Source organism: Streptomyces hundungensis (genome assembly GCF_003627815.1).
Taxonomy (GTDB): Bacteria; Actinomycetota; Actinomycetes; order Streptomycetales; family Streptomycetaceae; genus Streptomyces; species Streptomyces hundungensis_A.
In genome coordinates this window covers 6,238,262-6,253,582 of record NZ_CP032698.1, presented here as the reverse complement: position 1 = coordinate 6,253,582, position 15,321 = coordinate 6,238,262, and the positions used below count along the sequence as shown (strand labels likewise).

At 73.3% G+C, this 15,321-nt stretch carries 13 protein-coding genes and 1 riboswitch; of the genes, 4 read left to right on the top strand and 9 right to left on the bottom strand.

Going from position 1 to position 15,321, the window contains the following annotated elements; translation table 11 throughout:
• Positions 1 to 507 precede the first annotated feature (507 nt).
• Positions 508 to 1,650, bottom strand: a complete 1,143-nt coding sequence (locus DWB77_RS27715) for a glycosyltransferase family 4 protein (protein ID WP_120724152.1) — start codon at positions 1,648 to 1,650, stop codon at positions 508 to 510.
• Positions 1,651 to 1,809: 159 nt separating this feature from the next.
• Here DWB77_RS27715 and DWB77_RS27710 point away from each other — a divergent pair, with 159 nt between their 5' ends.
• The gene (locus DWB77_RS27710) at positions 1,810 to 3,036 is read left to right on the top strand and encodes a glycosyltransferase 87 family protein (protein ID WP_120728332.1); all 1,227 of its coding nucleotides are present in this window, start codon (positions 1,810 to 1,812) and stop codon (positions 3,034 to 3,036) included.
• Here the strand turns inward: DWB77_RS27710 and DWB77_RS27705 are convergent.
• On the bottom strand, positions 2,997 to 4,325 hold the full coding sequence (locus DWB77_RS27705) for an MATE family efflux transporter (RefSeq protein WP_120724151.1): 1,329 nt from the start codon (positions 4,323 to 4,325) through the stop codon (positions 2,997 to 2,999). The genes DWB77_RS27710 and DWB77_RS27705 overlap by 40 nt on opposite strands.
• A gap of 89 nt (positions 4,326 to 4,414) precedes the next feature.
• Between DWB77_RS27705 and DWB77_RS27700 the strand changes: the two genes are divergently transcribed.
• Positions 4,415 to 4,942 carry a PadR family transcriptional regulator gene (locus DWB77_RS27700; protein ID WP_120724149.1) on the top strand — a complete coding sequence of 176 codons (528 nt, stop codon included), beginning with the start codon at positions 4,415 to 4,417 and terminating at the stop codon, positions 4,940 to 4,942.
• A gap of 21 nt (positions 4,943 to 4,963) precedes the next feature.
• Here the strand turns inward: DWB77_RS27700 and DWB77_RS27695 are convergent, their stop codons facing one another.
• The 5 genes from DWB77_RS27695 to DWB77_RS27675 all read right to left on the bottom strand — a co-directional run bounded on the left by DWB77_RS27695 (position 4,964) and on the right by DWB77_RS27675 (position 10,443).
• Complete coding sequence (locus tag DWB77_RS27695) at positions 4,964 to 6,196, bottom strand: hypothetical protein (protein WP_120724147.1); 1,233 nt, start codon at positions 6,194 to 6,196, stop codon at positions 4,964 to 4,966.
• A gap of 16 nt (positions 6,197 to 6,212) precedes the next feature.
• Positions 6,213 to 7,241 (bottom strand): NlpC/P60 family protein, encoded by a 1,029-nt coding sequence (locus DWB77_RS27690; protein ID WP_120724145.1) that lies wholly within the window; start codon positions 7,239 to 7,241, stop codon positions 6,213 to 6,215.
• 239 nt (positions 7,242 to 7,480) lie between these two features.
• Positions 7,481 to 8,506: an NlpC/P60 family protein gene (locus DWB77_RS27685; protein WP_120724144.1), complete on the bottom strand. Its 1,026-nt coding sequence runs from the start codon at positions 8,504 to 8,506 to the stop codon at positions 7,481 to 7,483.
• A 274-nt stretch (positions 8,507 to 8,780) separates the two neighbouring features.
• A complete protein-coding gene (locus DWB77_RS27680; protein WP_120724142.1) occupies positions 8,781 to 10,142 on the bottom strand; it encodes an NYN domain-containing protein in 1,362 nt (453 codons plus the stop codon).
• A 46-nt stretch (positions 10,143 to 10,188) separates the two neighbouring features.
• A complete protein-coding gene (locus tag DWB77_RS27675; protein WP_120724140.1) occupies positions 10,189 to 10,443 on the bottom strand; it encodes a hypothetical protein in 255 nt (84 codons plus the stop codon).
• Between the two features lie 157 nt (positions 10,444 to 10,600).
• Between DWB77_RS27675 and DWB77_RS27670 the strand changes: the two genes are divergently transcribed.
• Entirely contained in the window at positions 10,601 to 11,350 is a 750-nt protein-coding gene (locus DWB77_RS27670) for a rhomboid family intramembrane serine protease (RefSeq protein WP_120724138.1), read from the top strand.
• The gene (locus tag DWB77_RS27665; RefSeq protein WP_053727718.1) at positions 11,347 to 11,628 is read left to right on the top strand and encodes an Lrp/AsnC family transcriptional regulator; all 282 of its coding nucleotides are present in this window, start codon (positions 11,347 to 11,349) and stop codon (positions 11,626 to 11,628) included. The genes DWB77_RS27670 and DWB77_RS27665 overlap by 4 nt, the downstream gene beginning before the upstream one ends.
• 563 nt (positions 11,629 to 12,191) lie before the next feature.
• Here the strand turns inward: DWB77_RS27665 and DWB77_RS27660 are convergent.
• A complete protein-coding gene (locus DWB77_RS27660) occupies positions 12,192 to 13,598 on the bottom strand; it encodes an aminotransferase class V-fold PLP-dependent enzyme (protein WP_120724136.1) in 1,407 nt (468 codons plus the stop codon).
• Positions 13,599 to 13,844: 246 nt separating this feature from the next.
• Positions 13,845 to 13,962: riboswitch (SAM riboswitch) on the bottom strand.
• Between the two features lie 139 nt (positions 13,963 to 14,101).
• Positions 14,102 to 15,166, bottom strand: a complete 1,065-nt coding sequence (gene trpD, locus DWB77_RS27655; RefSeq protein ID WP_120724134.1) for an anthranilate phosphoribosyltransferase — start codon at positions 15,164 to 15,166, stop codon at positions 14,102 to 14,104.
• Between the last annotated feature and the right edge of the window lie 155 nt (positions 15,167 to 15,321).

Here is a 15,321-nt window from a genome sequence, read left to right as displayed (position 1 = left end):
CCAGGGGCCCCCGGGCTCCGCCCCCGACCCCGCACCCCCTGGGGCTCCGCCCCAGACCCCGAGGCGCCTTGCCCACCCACCCGCCCGTGACGGGGGTTGGATGGTTCCGGGCCTCCTGGGGCTCCGCCCCAGACCCCGTATCGCGCCTGAACGGCGCTCGTCCTCAAACGCCGGACGGGCTGAGGTGGCCTGCACTGGCCAGCACCGAGCACTTAAGGGGCGCGAGGAACTGCGCGAGAAGCGAGCACGGTCCGCAGACCGAAGGGCTTTTAGGGGCGCGGGGAACTGCGCGACCAGCCAGCCACGGCCCGCAGACGAAAGCGGGTTTTCTTGGGGGCGCGGGGAACTGCGCGAGACGCGGGCACGGTCCGCAGGGTCGAGAGGGTTTAGGGGCGCGGGGAACTGCGCGAGCAGCCGCCCGTGGCCCGCAGACGCAGACGGGTTTCAGGGGCGCGGGGAACTGCGCAATGGCCTCGCCCGCAGTCGGCCGGGGGCCGAACGGGCCCGTTACAGCAAGCCGCGCAGCTTCCGCGCCAGGAGGTCCCAGCGCCAGCGCTCCTCCACCCACGCCCTCCCCCGCTCCCCCATCCGCCCCCGCAGCCCCGCGTCCTGGAGCAGGGTCACGATGCGGGCCGCCGAGTCCTCGGGGGAGCCGCCCCGTACGACGAAGCCCGTCTCGCCGTCCAGGACCGCGTCCGGCGCGCCGCCGGAGTCGCCGGCCACCACGGGCAGGCCGGTCGCGGAGGCCTCCAGGTAGACGATGCCGAGGCCTTCGACGTCCAGGCCGCCGCGCCGCGTGCGGCAGGGCATCGCGAAGACGTCCCCCGCCCCGTAGTGCGCGGGCAGCTCGGCCCACGGCACCGCCCCGGTGAAGCGGACCGAGGACGCGACCCCGGTGTCGGCCGCGAGCTTGCGCAGCTCCGCCTCGTAGGGGCCGCCACCCACGATGAGCAGGACCGCGTCCGGCACCTGCGCGAGGATCGCCGGGAGGGCGAGGATCAGCGTGTCCTGCCCCTTGCGCGGCACGAGCCGTGAGACGCAGACCACCACGGGCCGGTCGGTGAGCCCGAGCCGCTCGCGTACGGCGTCGCCGCCGGAGCCGGGGTGGAAGGTCTTCTCGTCGACGCCGGGCGGCAGTTGGACCATGCGGGCCGCCGCCTGCGGGGTGAGCGCGCCCGCGATCCGCGAGCGGGTGTACTCGCCGAGGTAGGTGATGGTGTCGGTGCCCTCACCGATGCGCCTCAACAGCTGCCGCGCGACGGGGAGTTGGGCCCAGCCGGCCTCGTGCCCGTGGGTGGTCGCCACGAGCCGCTCCGCGCCGGCCCGGCGCAGCGCGGGGCCCATGAGGCCGAGCGGGGCGGCCGCCCCGAACCACACGGAGGAGCAGCCGTGTTCGCGCAGCAGCCCGACGGCCCGCCGGGTGACCCGGGGCGTCGGGAGCAGCATCGTGGTGCGGTCCCGTACGACGGTGAAGGGCTGTTCGGCGTCGAACGCGGCGGTCGCCGCCGCGCCCTCCTGGCCGCGCTTCCACGTCGAGGCGTACACGACGACCTGTTCGGGGTCGAGTCGCAGCGCCATGTTGTGCAGGAACGCCTGGATCCCGCCCGGGCGCGGCGGGAAGTCATTGGTCACGATCAAGGTCTTGTGCATCGCCGCCGACAGTACCGAACCCGGCGCGCGCGGACGCGGCGGGCGGGCCCGGTCGGCGCCCCGCAACCGTCGGGCTCGGCCCCGCCTGACGCCGGACGGAGCGGGGCACCCGGCATCATGGCGGCTCCGGGCCCCCGAAACGAGGACGAGACGGACATCATGAGCATCCCCCGGCGCCCCCTCGCGGTGGCGGCCACCTGGGCCGTGACCCGCTTCCTGCTGTTGCTCTGCGCCTTCAGGGTGCTGCTGCTGCCGGGCCCGGACGTCACCAGCGACGTCCACGCCATCTACCAGGGCTGGTCCCAGGTGCTCGCGACCGGCACCTATCCGCTGGACGACGTCACCTGGCAGTACCCGCCGGCCGCCGCCCTGGCGATCCTCTCGCCCGCGGCCCTGCCGTTCCTCGACTACGCGACCGCGTTCTTCGCGCTCGTCTTCCTGGCGGACGCGGTGGTCTTCTGCCTCCTGATGTACGCGGCGGACCGGCCGGGCAGGTCCCTGAACGGCGCGTGGGTGTGGACGCTCGGGGTGGCGCTGCTCGGCCCGACCGCGTACGCCCGCTACGACCTGATGGTGACGGCCGTCGCGGTCGCCGCGCTGCTGGCGGGAGTCGGCCGGCCGCGCGTCCTGGGCGCGCTCGCCGCGTTCGGGGCCTTGTTGAAGGGGTGGCCCGCCCTGCTGCTGATCCGTGCGCCGAGGCGGGCCTGGACGGCGGCCGCGGTGAGCGCCGCCGCGCTGCTGACGGCGTGTGTGGCGGCGGCGCCCGGCGCGTTCGCCTTCCTCACCTTCCAGCGGGAGCGGGGCACGGAGGTCGAGTCGCTGGGCGCGCTGGTCTTCCATCTGGCCCGGCTGTTCGGCTGGCGGGGCACGGTCCAGCTCAACTACGGCTCGGTGGAGTTCCTCGGGCCCTATGTGCCGCTGGTGTCCGCCCTGTCGATGGCGCTGACCGTGCTCGCCTTCGGCTGGCTGCTGCTGTGGCGCGTACGGGCCGGGGGGCCGATGCGTCCGAGCACCCCCGCGGACGCGGCGTTCACGGCGGTGCTGCTGTTCACGACGACGAGCCGGGTCATCAGCCCCCAGTACATGCTGTGGCTGGTGGGTCTCGCCGCGGTGTGCCTGGTCCACCGACGCGGCCCGATGGCCCGCCCCGCGCGGCTCGTCCTGGCCGCCACGGGGGTGACGTTCCTGGAGTTCCCGATCTGGTTCTCGCACGTGGTCGCCGGCGACTGGCTGGGCCTGCTCCTGCTCACCGTACGCAACGGCCTGCTGGTCTGGGCCTCCCTCCTGGCCTGCCGCATCCTGTGGCGCACCACCGTCTCGCCGCGCACTCCCTCGGTCCTGTCACCTCAGCCCGCCCGCGCGGGCGAACCGTCGACGACGCGCTGAGCGCCCGTCCGCCGGTGGAGCCGGGCCAGGGCCGCGCACTGCACCCCCATCGCCAGCGCCATGGCCAGACAGATCCCCGGCAGCCCGAGCCCCGACAGGGCGTGGGCGAGCACCAGTTGCAGCGCCACCCCGCACCCGGTGATCCGCACCAGACGAGGACTGCCCCCGCCGCCCTCCACCACCCCGCCCCACCCGATGAAGCACGCGAGCAGCATCAAGTAGGGCCCCAGACACCGCAGTTGAAGCACCCCGGCGGTCGCGACGGCACCGTGCGCACCGAAGGCGGCCATGATCCAGGGCGCGGCGGCGAACAGCACGAGACCGGCCCCGGCCCCCAGCACGGCCGCGACGCGCAGGACCTCGCGCCCGACGGCCCCCCGCTCGTCCCGCCCGGCCCCGAGCAGCCGCGCGGTGTGGATGGCGGCGGCCTGGCGTACGGAGTAGAAGGCCATGGTCGCCCCGTACATCGCCTTGGTCGCGATGCCGTACGCGGCGACCTCGGCGACGCCGATCCGGGCGACGACGGCGACCACGGCGAGGGCGCCGCCCATGCGCGTGACGAAGTCGGCGGACAGGGGGAGCCCGGTGCGGACCGTGCGCCGCAGATCGGTGGTCCACGCGTGCGGTACGGGTCCGGCGGCGCGCAGCGCGGGGGTGCGGCGCAGCACCAGGAGCCCCCGCGCCAGCGCGACCGAGCGCCCGGCCACGGTGGCGAGCGCCGCGCCCCGCACACCGAGGCCGCAGCCCAGGATCAGCAGCGGGTCGAGGACGAGGATGAGCCCGTTGGACAGCAACGCCAGGCGCATCGGGGTGCGGGTGTCGCCGGTGCCCTTGAGGATGCCGTCGACGACGTTGGTGGCGAAGAAGACGGCGATGCCGGGCAGCGCTATGGAGAAGTAGCCGACGGCGAGCGGCAGGGCCCCGCCCGCGTCGGCGCCGAGCACAAGCCGGGCGATCGGCTCCCGTCCCAGGAAGGCGCCGATCGCGACGGCCGGGGCGAGCAGCGCCCACAGCGCCCAGCCACCCCGCACGGCCGCCCGCACCGCGCCCTGCTCTCCGGCTCCCCTGGCCCGGGCGAGCAGCACGGTCGTGCCGGAGCCGGCCATGAGGGCGATGCCGAGCAGCACGTTCTCGACGTTGGTCGCGACGGCGACCGCGGCCACGGCGTCCCCGCCGAGGCGGGTCACCCAGAGGGTGTTGATGATTCCGGCCGCGACCCCGGCCATGAGTTCGCCGTAGACCGGAAACGCGAGCGACACCAGCCGCCTGCGATGAGCGGTCGCCTCCATGGAGCTCTCCCCCGTTGCCAATACCTCGATTCGAGGTAACTCGATAAGAGGTACCATGGGCGCGGCAACCGGACAAGACGAGGGGCGCCATGCTGGAGCTGTCGATCCTGGGCTTCCTGTACGAGGAACCCCTGCACGGCTATGAGCTCAAGGAGCGGATCAAGGGGCTCAGCGGCCACATCCGCCCGGTCAGCGACGGGGCGCTCTACCCGGCGATCACTCGCCTGGTCAAGGCCGGCGTCCTGGAGCAGCGCACCGAGCCGGGCAGCGGGGCCGCCCCGCGGCGGACCCTGTCGCTCACCGACGCCGGCCGGGCCGCCCTCCTGGAGCGGCTGCGCCACCCCAAGGACGTCGAGATCACCGACGGGCAGCGCTTCTTCACCCTGCTCGCCTTCCTGCGGCACCTGCCCGACCCCGCCGAGCAGGCGGCCGTCCTCGCCCGGCGGCAGGCCTTTCTCCAGGCGCCCGCGAGCTTCTTCTACCGCGACGGCGAGCCCGTCACCGTCGAGCGGGCGCCCGATCCGTTCCGGCAGGGGATGCTGCGGATCGCGCGGGCCACCGGCAGGGAGGAGAAGGCGTGGCTGGCCGAGACGATCGAGGAGCTGGGCGGCGGCTGAGCCCGCCGGCGCGGACGACGATCAGGCCAGCTGGGAGCGTACGTACTCCCGCCACCGTGTCGTGAACTCCCTTAGGTTCAGGCCCAGTTGGTCGTCCATGGCCTTCTCCAGGGCGCCCTCGCGGTGGGGCTGGTCGCCGACCTCGGTGTAGAAGCGGGCCAGCGCGGCCTCGCCCCAGTTCGCGGCGATCATGCGGCAGGCCAGCCAGCCGCTCTCGTACGCCTTCGCCAGCCGGTCCGCGCCGCCGTCGAAGCCGAAGTCGGCGTCCGAGGGGAGGTCGGCGGGGAGGTCGCCCGCGCGGACGGCCTTGAGGAGTTCGGGGGCGGCCTGCGGCGCGGTACGGCCGGTGTCGCGGTAGCCGATCCAGTCCGCGTACCCCTCCGAGAGCCACAGCGGGGTGGCGGGCGAGGTGTGGGCGCGGGTGGCGACATGGGTGGTCTCGTGGGCGAGGACGACGCGGCGGCCCAGGTCGCCGAGGACCGCGTAGGCGTCCGGATTCACGATCACCCGGTCCGCCGGGGCGGCCCCCGCCCCGCCCACCTCGCCGGTGGTCACGGCCGCGATGCCCCGGTAGGAGGCGGCGGGCGCGCCGAGCAGCGCGGCCATGCCGTCCAGGGAGGCCGGTACGAGGACGACGACCCGGCGGGCCCAGACTCCCGGCCAGGCCGCCGACACCGCGGGCACGGCCGCGTCCTCGGCCGCCGCGATCCCCCGCAGCTTCGCCGCGTCCTGGCCCACCCCGAGGATCAGGCTGCGGGCGCCGCGCACGACGGTGACCGGGCCCTGCTGCCACAGCGGCTGCGCGGCGCCGCGCGCGGGCAGGTCGCCGGTGACGTACCAGGTCCCGCCGCGCCGGCCCAGGGTGAGGGTGCGGGCCGCCGTCACGGGCGCGGTGTCATAGCCCTGGATCCGGTAGCGCAGCTCGACCTGGGCGGTGGCCTGCGGGCCCTTGTGGTCCACGCCGGTGACGCGGTACGCCCAGGAGGCCAGCGGCACCTGTGCGAGGTTGGTGAACTCGGCGCCCTGGGACGCCCGCAGGGCGCTCGCCGCGGGGTCGAGCGCCGCCAGATAGCCGCTCGCGTCGTGCTTCAGGACCGCGGCCGCGCGCCGGTCCAGAACCTGCTGCACCTCGCCGGTGGTGGCGTCGGGCGCCGCCGCGGGCGCCGAGCAGGCCGTGGCGCACAGCAGCACCGCGAGCGCGCCCGCCGCCGCCCGGCCCCGCCGTCTCCCTCGCCCCTGCCCATCGCCTGCCACGCCGCCGATCGTACGGTCACACGCGGGTCACCGAGGAGACGGGCATCATCCCGACGGGGTCGTAGCGCACCGGCGCGCCGGGGTACGGCGCGTGCACCACCTGGCCGTTGCCCACGTACATGGCGATGTGGCTCGCGTCGTGCCGGTAGGCGACCAGGTCCCCGGGCTTGGCCTCGGAGAGCGGCACCTGGCGGCCGGCGTACCGCTGTGCCTGCGAGGTGCGCGGCAGGCCGACGCCGGCCCGGGCGTACGACCACTGCATCAGGCCCGAACAGTCGAACCCGGAGGGCCCGTTGGCGCCCCAGATGTACGGTTTGCCGATCGCGGAGCGGGCCGCCATGACGGCCGCGGCGGCGCGCGAGGAGGCGGGGGCGGAGTCGGAGAGCGGGGGCAGTTCGCCGCGCTCCGAGCGGGACGCGCGGTCGAAGGCGGCCCGGTCGGCGCTCGGCAGCGCGTTCAGGACGCGGCGCGCCTCGGCCAGCTTCGACTCGACGGTCCGCTTGTGCCGGGCCACGTCGGTGCGGCTGCGCTCCAGCTCGGCGAGTTTGCGGCTCGCCTCGGCGCGCTGCTGGGCCAGGTGGCGCTGCTCGTGCCGCAGGTCCTGGAGCGCTCCCGACTGGCGTTCGCCCAGCCGGTCGAGGGTGGCGGCCTGGTCGAGATAGGTGGCCGGGTTCGAGGAGAGCAGCAGGGCGAGCGCGGGGTCGATGCCGCCCGACCGGTACTGGGCCCCGGCGATCGCGCCGAGCGCGCCCCGCATGCGGTTGATCTTCTCCTGGCCGCGCGCGACGCCGTCCTGTGCCTGTTTGACCTGGTCACGCAGGAGCTTGGCGTGCTCGTCCGCCTTGTCGAACTGCTCGGTGGCCCGCTCGGCCTCCTCGAAGAGGCGGTCGACCGCGGCCTGCCCGGACGGGCTCGGCTCCTGCGGGGCCGCGCTCGCCACGGTGGCCCCGAGCGCCGCCGCGGCCGTCGCCGCCGCGGCCGAAAGGACGGTGACGCGGGCGCTCTGGGTCAGGCCCGACTGCGAAGGCCGGCGATGGGACGCCACGGATGCCGTACTCCCTTGCACTGCGTGCGGCCCCTGCCGCCCGGGCGGGCGGCGAGTCACCGGGGGAACCGCACGCCGGACAGTAACCGGGCGAACACCCGGGGGCCAACGACCGTTTGGCGTACGCACAGTGACGCCCCACCGGAGAACACAGGTCACCGGCGGGGCGTCGCGTCAGCGGGAGGTGCGGCAATTCGCCCGTTTGGGCGGTGTCGACGGCTGACGGGGGCACAGGCGGATCAGCCGATGCGCACACCGAACTGGAAGGGCATGTTGTCCATGGACTCGTAGCGGACGACCGCTCCCGAGTGCGGGGCGTGCAGCACCGTGTTGTTGCCGGCGTACAGGCCGATGTGGTGCAGGTCGCCGAAGAAGAGCACCAGGTCGCCGGGCTTGAGGTCGCCGCGGCCGATCCGGGTGCCGCGAGTGGCCTGCTCCTGCGAGGTGCGCGGCAGGTGAACGCCCGCCTGCCCGTAGGCGTAGCCCGTGAGGCCTGAGCAGTCGAAGGTCGCCATGCCGGTCGTGCCGTAGCTGTACGGCTTGCCCAACTGGCCCTGGGCCGCGGCGAGGGCGGCGGCGCCGACGCCCGAGGCGGGCACGTCCTTGCCGAGGTTGGGGCGCTCGGTGGAGCGGTTGGCGCGGGCCTCGTCGGAGGCGAGCGCGGCCTTCTCCTGCGCGGTCAGCGTGTTGAGCAGCTTCTGCGCCTCGCCGAGCTTGCCCTGGACTTCCTTCTTCTTGTCGTCGAGCACCTGGCGGGTGTCGGCGAGGTCCTTCAACTTGTCCTGGGCTTCCTTGCGCTGCTGCGCGAGGGTGCGCTGCTTGCCCTGGATCTTCTGGAGCGCCTCGGTCTGGTTGGCGCTGAGCTGGTCGAGGGAGGACGCCTTGTCGAGGAAGTCGTCCGGGTTGGAGGAGAGGAAGAGGGCGAGCGAGGGGTCGATGCCACCGGAGCGGTACTGCGCGGAGGCCATCGAACCGAGGCCGCTGCGCAGGGTGTTGAGCTCCTGCTGGCCGCGGGCCACCTTGTCCTGGATCTCGCCGATCTGCTTCTCCAGCTGACCCTGCTTCTCCTTGGCGCCGTTGGCCGCCTCGGTCGCCTGCTCGGCCTCGTCGTAGAGCTTGTCGACCTTGCTCTTGACCTCGTCCTTGGTGGGCTTCGGGTCCGCCTGCGCGGCCTGCGAAGTGAGGGCGACGACAGCGGCGGCGGTCGCGCTGAGCACGGTCACGCGCGTGCGGCTCGCGGGCTTGGGACGACGGTGGGACCCCACGAAGGCGAGCTCCTTCTTCCTCAGCCGCCGAACAGAGCAGAATCGGCGGGCCCTTCACGGACACCCCGAACGAGTGATCAACCGCATGAAGGTACGAGCCCCGACCCTAGTGACCTTCCTGTGATCAGTTCAAATCCTGATGGGAAAAAGTCGGTCACTGAGAGGATTCTTTACTGTCATCCCACGCGCAGTAGTGGGCACTTGACGGAGTGCTCGTCGACGACCACCCGAATTCGGGCATTGAACACAGGAGTTGCAGAACGGCCTGAATGCCTCAGACGCGTGAAAGCCGCTTCAGGAGCAGCAGGGAGGCGACGGGGCGGGCGCCCGCCTTCGCGACGCCGTCCGCGACCTCCTTGTCCGTGGAGGCCACCACCACCGGCCGACCGGAGGGCTCGGCCCGCACCAGCTGGCGGATCAGCTCGTCCGCGGTCACCCCGGGCTTGGAGAACAGCACCCGTACGCCCCGGGGCGGGGCGAGCAGCACCGGGGCGGCCAGCTCCGCGCCGTCGAAGACACAGGTGACCTCGGCCCCGGTCTGCGCGGCGAGCACGGAGAGCCCGCCAAGGAGACGAAGGCGCTGCTTCTCCAACGGCATCGTCGGATAGCCGGTCTTGGTGACGTTGTAGCCGTCCACAAGCAGATGCACCTGGGGCAGCGCGAGCAGCTGGTCGAGCAGGGCCGGGTCGGTCTCCGAGAGGGCGCGGGCCGCGATGTCCTTGGGCGTCATGGTGCCCGGCGCGACCGCGTCCACGGTGTCGGCGGGGCGTACCGAGGCGGGCGGCAGGGCGAGTTCGCGCCGCAGTCCCTGGGCGCCTTCCAGGACGGTGTCGAGCAGCAGCCGCAGCCGCATGTCCTCGACGGAACGCCCCTCACGGGTCGCGCGCCGGCTCGCCTCCAGGCCGGACTCGGCCTCGCTCAGCCGCGTCTTGAGCCGGCGCGTCTCGCTCTCGGCGGCGGTGACGCGCGCGGCCGCCTCGGACTTGATGCCGTCGATCTCGGCGGTGGTCCTGCGCAGGGCGGCCTCGCCGCGCTTCACATCGCTCTGCGCACTGCGCAGCTTGCGCTGGAGCGTCTCGGCTTCCTTGCGGGCGGCGAGCAGTTCGGCGCGCAGGGTCTCGTTCTCGGACCTGATCCGTTCGCGCGCCTCGGCGAGTTCCTCCCGCAGGCGCTCCACCTCGCGCCGGCCCTCCTCCTCCGCACGCTCGGCGAACGCCCGCTGGGCCTCCTCGCCGGCCGCGGCCACCAGCTTCACCCAGCCGGCCGGGCGCAGCACATAGGCCGCGGCCGCCACGTCCACCGGGTCGGCGGCCGCGGGGGGCGAGCCCGCCTCGACGGCCCCGGCCAGCTCCGGCTGCGACTCCTTGAGCCGCTCGCCGATGCGCTGGCGGAAGACCGGGTCGCCCTCCAGGGCGGCGGCCATCGCGTTGCCCGCGAACTTGGCGCGCCGGGTCGGGGTGAAACGGGCGTACTGCCGCAATTGGGCGGGCAGTTCGGCGACGGTCAGGCCGCCGAACGCCTCCGAGACGAAGGCGACGACCCGGCGCCGCACCCCTTCGGGCAGCGGGCGGTCGAGCACCTCGGCGGGGCCGTCGCCGGCCGCAGCGGCCGGTTCAGCACCGCTTGCATGCTCCACAATCCGTCACCCCAACTGTCATCCGTACCGCGTGGGCGGCCGCCCCTCAGGAGGCGGTCGCGGTATCGGTACCCGGCCGGTCCACTAGCTCGATCTGGTCCACCGCGTTGCACCAGCGGCAGCGGACCGACTCGATGGTCTCACTGACCACCTCGCGTTCCTCCACCGTGGGCTCTCCCGCAAGGTCCAGATGGACGTACTCGACCACTTTCGACGAGCGGGTGACATCGAAACGGGTGAGGTTTCCGCAGAGCGAGCAGCGCCAGCGGGTCTCTGCGGTCATCCGGGGAACGGTGCTCATGGGGTGCCGTCCTCTTTCCACTTCTTCCATGGTCCAGGATCTCGCGGTGCGCCGTCGAACTGCGGGAGTACTGCCCGCAACCCTACGGCCTACCCGTCGGCCCCCGGCACGGCGAGGCGGTCTGTACCGAAAGCTCCCTTTGGGCCATTCTCTCCCCATGACCAAACGGCGGGCGACGGCGATCCTGAGCGGCGCGGTGCACGGCCCGACCGTGACGTACGGGCTGATCGCCGCGTGCTGTCTGCTCTTCCTGGTGAGCCCGGTCTCCGGCCTGAATCCGGTGTACGGCACGGGCGACGCGATCCTGAGCGCCCAGAGCGACCACTTCGCGCGCTGGGGCGTCATCCCCGCGGAACTGATGGCGGGGCGGCCGCACGCCCTGCTCACCCCCCTCACCGCCCTGTTCGTCCACGGCAGCTGGCTGCACCTGCTGGGCAACATGCTCTTCCTGTACGTCTTCGGCGCGATGGCCGAGGAGCGCCTGGGGTGGCCAGAGTTCGCCCTGTTCTACCTGGTGTCCGGCTATCTGGCGCTCTTCGCGTACGCGGCGGCGCACGCGGGCTCGCAGCAGACGCTGGTGGGGGCGTCCGGGGCGATCTCCGCCGTCCTCGGCGCCTTCCTCTACCTCTTCCCGCGGGCGAGGGTGACCAGCATCTTCCCCTTCCTCCTCTTCCTCCCCCTGCGCTTCCCCGCCTGGATCGTGCTCATCTTCTGGTTCGCCCTGCAATGGCTGGCGATCCAGGGCGCCTCGGCCGGGCCCGGGGTGGCCTACCTCGCCCATCTGGTCGGCTTCGGCCTGGGCTTCCTCTACGCGTGGGCCCGTTTCGGCGGGGCGGATAGAGTGAAACGCCGAAAGCCCGTGAAGACCGCGGGTCCGGCCGCCACCGAGGGAGAAAGCCAGCCGTGATCACCGCGATCGTGCTCATCAAGACCAGCGTGGACCGGATTCCCGAGATCGCGGAGTCCATCGCGGCGCTCGACAGCGTCAGCGAGGTGTACTCGGTGACCGGCACCTACGATCTGATCGCGCTGGTCAGGGTGGCCCGCCACGACGACCTCGCGGACATCATCCCCGGCAGCATCAGCAAGATCCCCGGGGTGGAGGGGACGGATACGCACGTGGCGTTCCGCACGTACTCCCAACACGACCTGGAAGCGGCCTTCGCCATCGGCCTGGACTCCTGACCCCCGCCCCTGCGGACCGTGCCCCTTAAATGCTCGGCGCTGGCCAGCACCTTCAGCCCGTCCGGCGTTTGAGGACGAGCGCCGTTCAGGCGCGAACGGGGTCTGGGGCGGAGCCCCAGGAGCCCTTTCGGCTGCGGACCGTGCGTGGCTGGTCGCGCAGTTCCCCGCGCCCCTTAAGTACTCGGTGCTGGTCAGCACCTCAGCCCGTCCGGCGTTTGAGGACGAGCGCCGTTCAGGCGCGAACGGGGTCTGGGGCGGAGCCCCAGGAGCCCTTTCGTCTGCGGACCGTGCGGGGCTGGGCGCGCAGTTCCCCGCGCCCCTTAAGCGCTCGGTGCTGGCCAGCACCTCAGCCCGTCCGGCGATTGAGGACGAGCGCCGTTCAGGCGCGAACGGGGTCTGGGGCGGAGCCCCAGGAGCCCCTCGGCTGCGGACCGTGCGGGGCTGGGCGCGCAGTTCCCCGCGCCCCTGGCAGGGGCGGTGCTGGCCAGCACCTCAGCCTGTCCGGCGTTTGAGGACGAGCGCCTCAAGGCGCGACACGGGGTCTGGGGCGGAGCCCCAGGGGGTTAGACGACGGGGACGCAGCGGCCCTGCTCCGTGTGGTAGCGCCACTTCGCTCCGTCCACCACCAACTCCCGAACCGCCCGCACAAACCGCTCCACGTGCTCATCCGGCGTCCCCGCCCCGAAGCTGACCCGGATCGCGTTCAGGGACCGCTCGCCCGGCTCCGCCTCGGGCGCCCCGCACTCGCCCGGGTCCTGGGGGTCGCTGCCGAGCAGGGTGCGCACCAGCGGGTGGGCGCAGAAGAGGCCGTCGCGCACCCCGATGCCGTACTCCGCGGAGAGCGCCGCCGCGAAGTGCGAGCTGTTCCAGCCGTCGACGACGAACGAGATGACGCCGACCCGGGGCGCGTCGTCCCCGAAGAGGGACAGGACCCGCACCTCGGGGACGGCCGCCAGACCCTCGCGGACCTTCGCGATCAGGTGCCGCTCCCGCGAGACGAGCGCGTCGAACCCCGCCTCGGTGAGCGCCTTGCACGCGGAGGCGATGGAGTAGACCCCGATGACGTTGGGCGAACCGGCTTCGTGGCGCGCGGCCGTGGTGTGCCACTCGACGTCCACGCCGCCGTCGGAACGCCGGGCGACCTTCTTGGACGCGCCGCCGCCCGCGAGGTACGGCTCGGCCTCCTGGAGCCAGTCCGCCCGCCCGGCCAGCACGCCCGAGCCGAACGGCGCGTACAGCTTGTGTCCGGAGAAGGCGATCCAGTCGACGTCCAACTCCCTTACGGACACGGGGTGATGGGGTGCGAGCTGGGCGGCGTCCAGGACGATGCGGGCGCCGTGGGCGTGCGCGGCGGCGGCGAGTTCGCCCACCGGCCAGAGCTCGCCGGTGACGTTGGACGCGCCGGTGACGCAGACCAGCGCGGGCCCGTAGGGGTCACGGTCGGCCAGCGCCCGCTCCAGCGTCTCGACGGCCTGGCGCGGGGTGCGCGGCGCGTTGAGGTAGGTGACGCGGGCGTCCTGCCACGGCAGCAGCGAGGCGTGGTGCTCGGTCTCGAAGACGAAGACCTGGCAGTCGGCCGGCAGCGCCTTGGCGAGCAGGTTGAGCGAGTCGGTGGTGGAGCGGGTGAAGACGACCTGGTCGTCGGCGCGGCAGTCGAGGAACTCGGCCACCGTGACGCGGCTGCTCTCGAACAGGTCGGTGGAGAGCTGGGAGAGATAGCCGGCCCCGCGGTGCACGCTGCCGTAGTAGGGGGCGTACGCGGCGACGTCGTCCCAGACCCGCTGGAGGGCGGGCGCGCTCGCCGCGTAGTCGAGGGCGGCGTACGTCACCTCGCCGCCGGTGACCAGCGGCACGGAGACATCGCGGCCGAGCACCGGCAGCGGCGCGGCACAGCAGGGGTCGGCGGACTCGACGGCGGCGGACTCGACGGTGACGGAGGTGGTCGCGGAGGCGGTGGGGCGTGCGGACATGGCGGTATCTCCCGGCAGGACAAGGCGAGTTGGCTTCGGACCCCGGGTACGGCGGAGCGGCCCCACACCAAAGGTGCGGGTTCAACTGCCGTGCTGTGTACCGGGGTTGACCTCGAACACGCAGCCCGAAGAAGGGTGCGCGGAGGTGGGAAGAAGGGGCGGTACGCCCTATCGCATTCGCTTGCTCACGAGACTGCTCCCTTGAGGACCAGGACCCCAGGGCTGTGACATCACGCGATGTCCAGGGGTCCGCGCTTGCCGTAGGCCTTGCTGCCTACGACCTGGTCTTCACCCGGGGCACCCCGCCACGGACGGAGGGTTGCCGGACAGCGAGCCGGGGCCTAAATCGCTGTCACTCATGACCTTGGAGAGCATCCTGCCACAGCTCCCGGCGGACGCAAGACGCAGTCCGCGATCCGGACTGCGCCCTGAGTCACACCCGTACGGCCGGACCCACCGCGCTCGGCGCGGATCGGCCCGGACCCGTACCGCCCCGCCCGCGCTCAGGCGTTGCTGGCCGCGACCCAGCGCTCCAGGGTGCGCTGGGCCGCCCCGGAGTCGATCCCCTCCGCGGCCCGCGCCATCGCGGCGCCGATCTGCTCGGCGAGCGGGCCCTCCCCCGGTTCGAGGGCGACGAGGGCGGCGGCCGCGTTCAGGAGCACCGCGTCCCGCACCGGCCCGCGCTCGCCCCCGAGGAGGCGGCGGGCGACATCGGCGTTGTACGAGGAGTCCGCGCCGCGCAGCGCCTCGATGGGCACGGTCTCGATGCCGACGTGACGCGGGTCGAACGCCTCCTCGCGGACCTCGCCCCCGCGCACCACCCAGATGCGGGAGGTGCCCGTGGTGGTCAGCTCGTCGAGGCCGTCGTCGCCCCGGAAGACCAGGGCGGAGGAGCCCCGCTCGGCCAGTACGCCCGCCACGATGGGCGCCATCCGCGCGTCCGCGACGCCGGTCGCCTGGGCGCGCACCCGGGCCGGATTGGTCAGCGGGCCGAGGAAGTTGAAAGTGGTGCGGATGCCCATCTCGCGCCGGGCGGCGGCGACGTAACGCAGCGCCGGGTGGAACTTCACGGCGAAGCAGAACGTGATGCCGGCCTCCTCGGCGACCTCGGCGACGCGCCGGGGCGTGAGGTCGAGGTTGACGCCGAGCTTCTCCAGGACGTCGGAGGCGCCGCTGGCCGAGGAGGCCGCCCGGTTGCCGTGCTTGACGACCTTGGCCCCGGTGCCGGCCACCACGATCGCCGACATGGTGGAGATGTTGACCGTCTTGGCGCCGTCGCCGCCGGTGCCGACGATGTCCACGCTGGGCCCCGGCACCTCGATGAGGTTGGCGTGCTCGTACATGGTGCGTACCAGACCGGTGATCTCGGCGACGGTCTCGCCCTTGGCGCGCAGGGCCACCGCGAAGGCCGCGATCTGGGCGTCGGTGGCCTCGCCGCGCATGATCCGGTCCATCGCCCAGGCGGTGACGTCCGCGCTCTGGTCGGTGCCGCTGAGCAGCGCGTCCAGGACGCCCGGCCAGGTGCGGGCCGCCACGGTGTCGCCTCCGGTGGGGGTAACAGCGCTCATGCTCGCTCCTGGTGGTCACGGGTCGTGGAATGCCGCCCGTCAGCCTATCGACAGCCGCGGGCCGGGCCGCGCGCGTGCCCGCAGTGCGGACGGCGGTACCGCGCGAAAGGCTCCGGCCCGGCTCCCGTGAGGGGGCCGGGCCGGAGCCTCGGTTG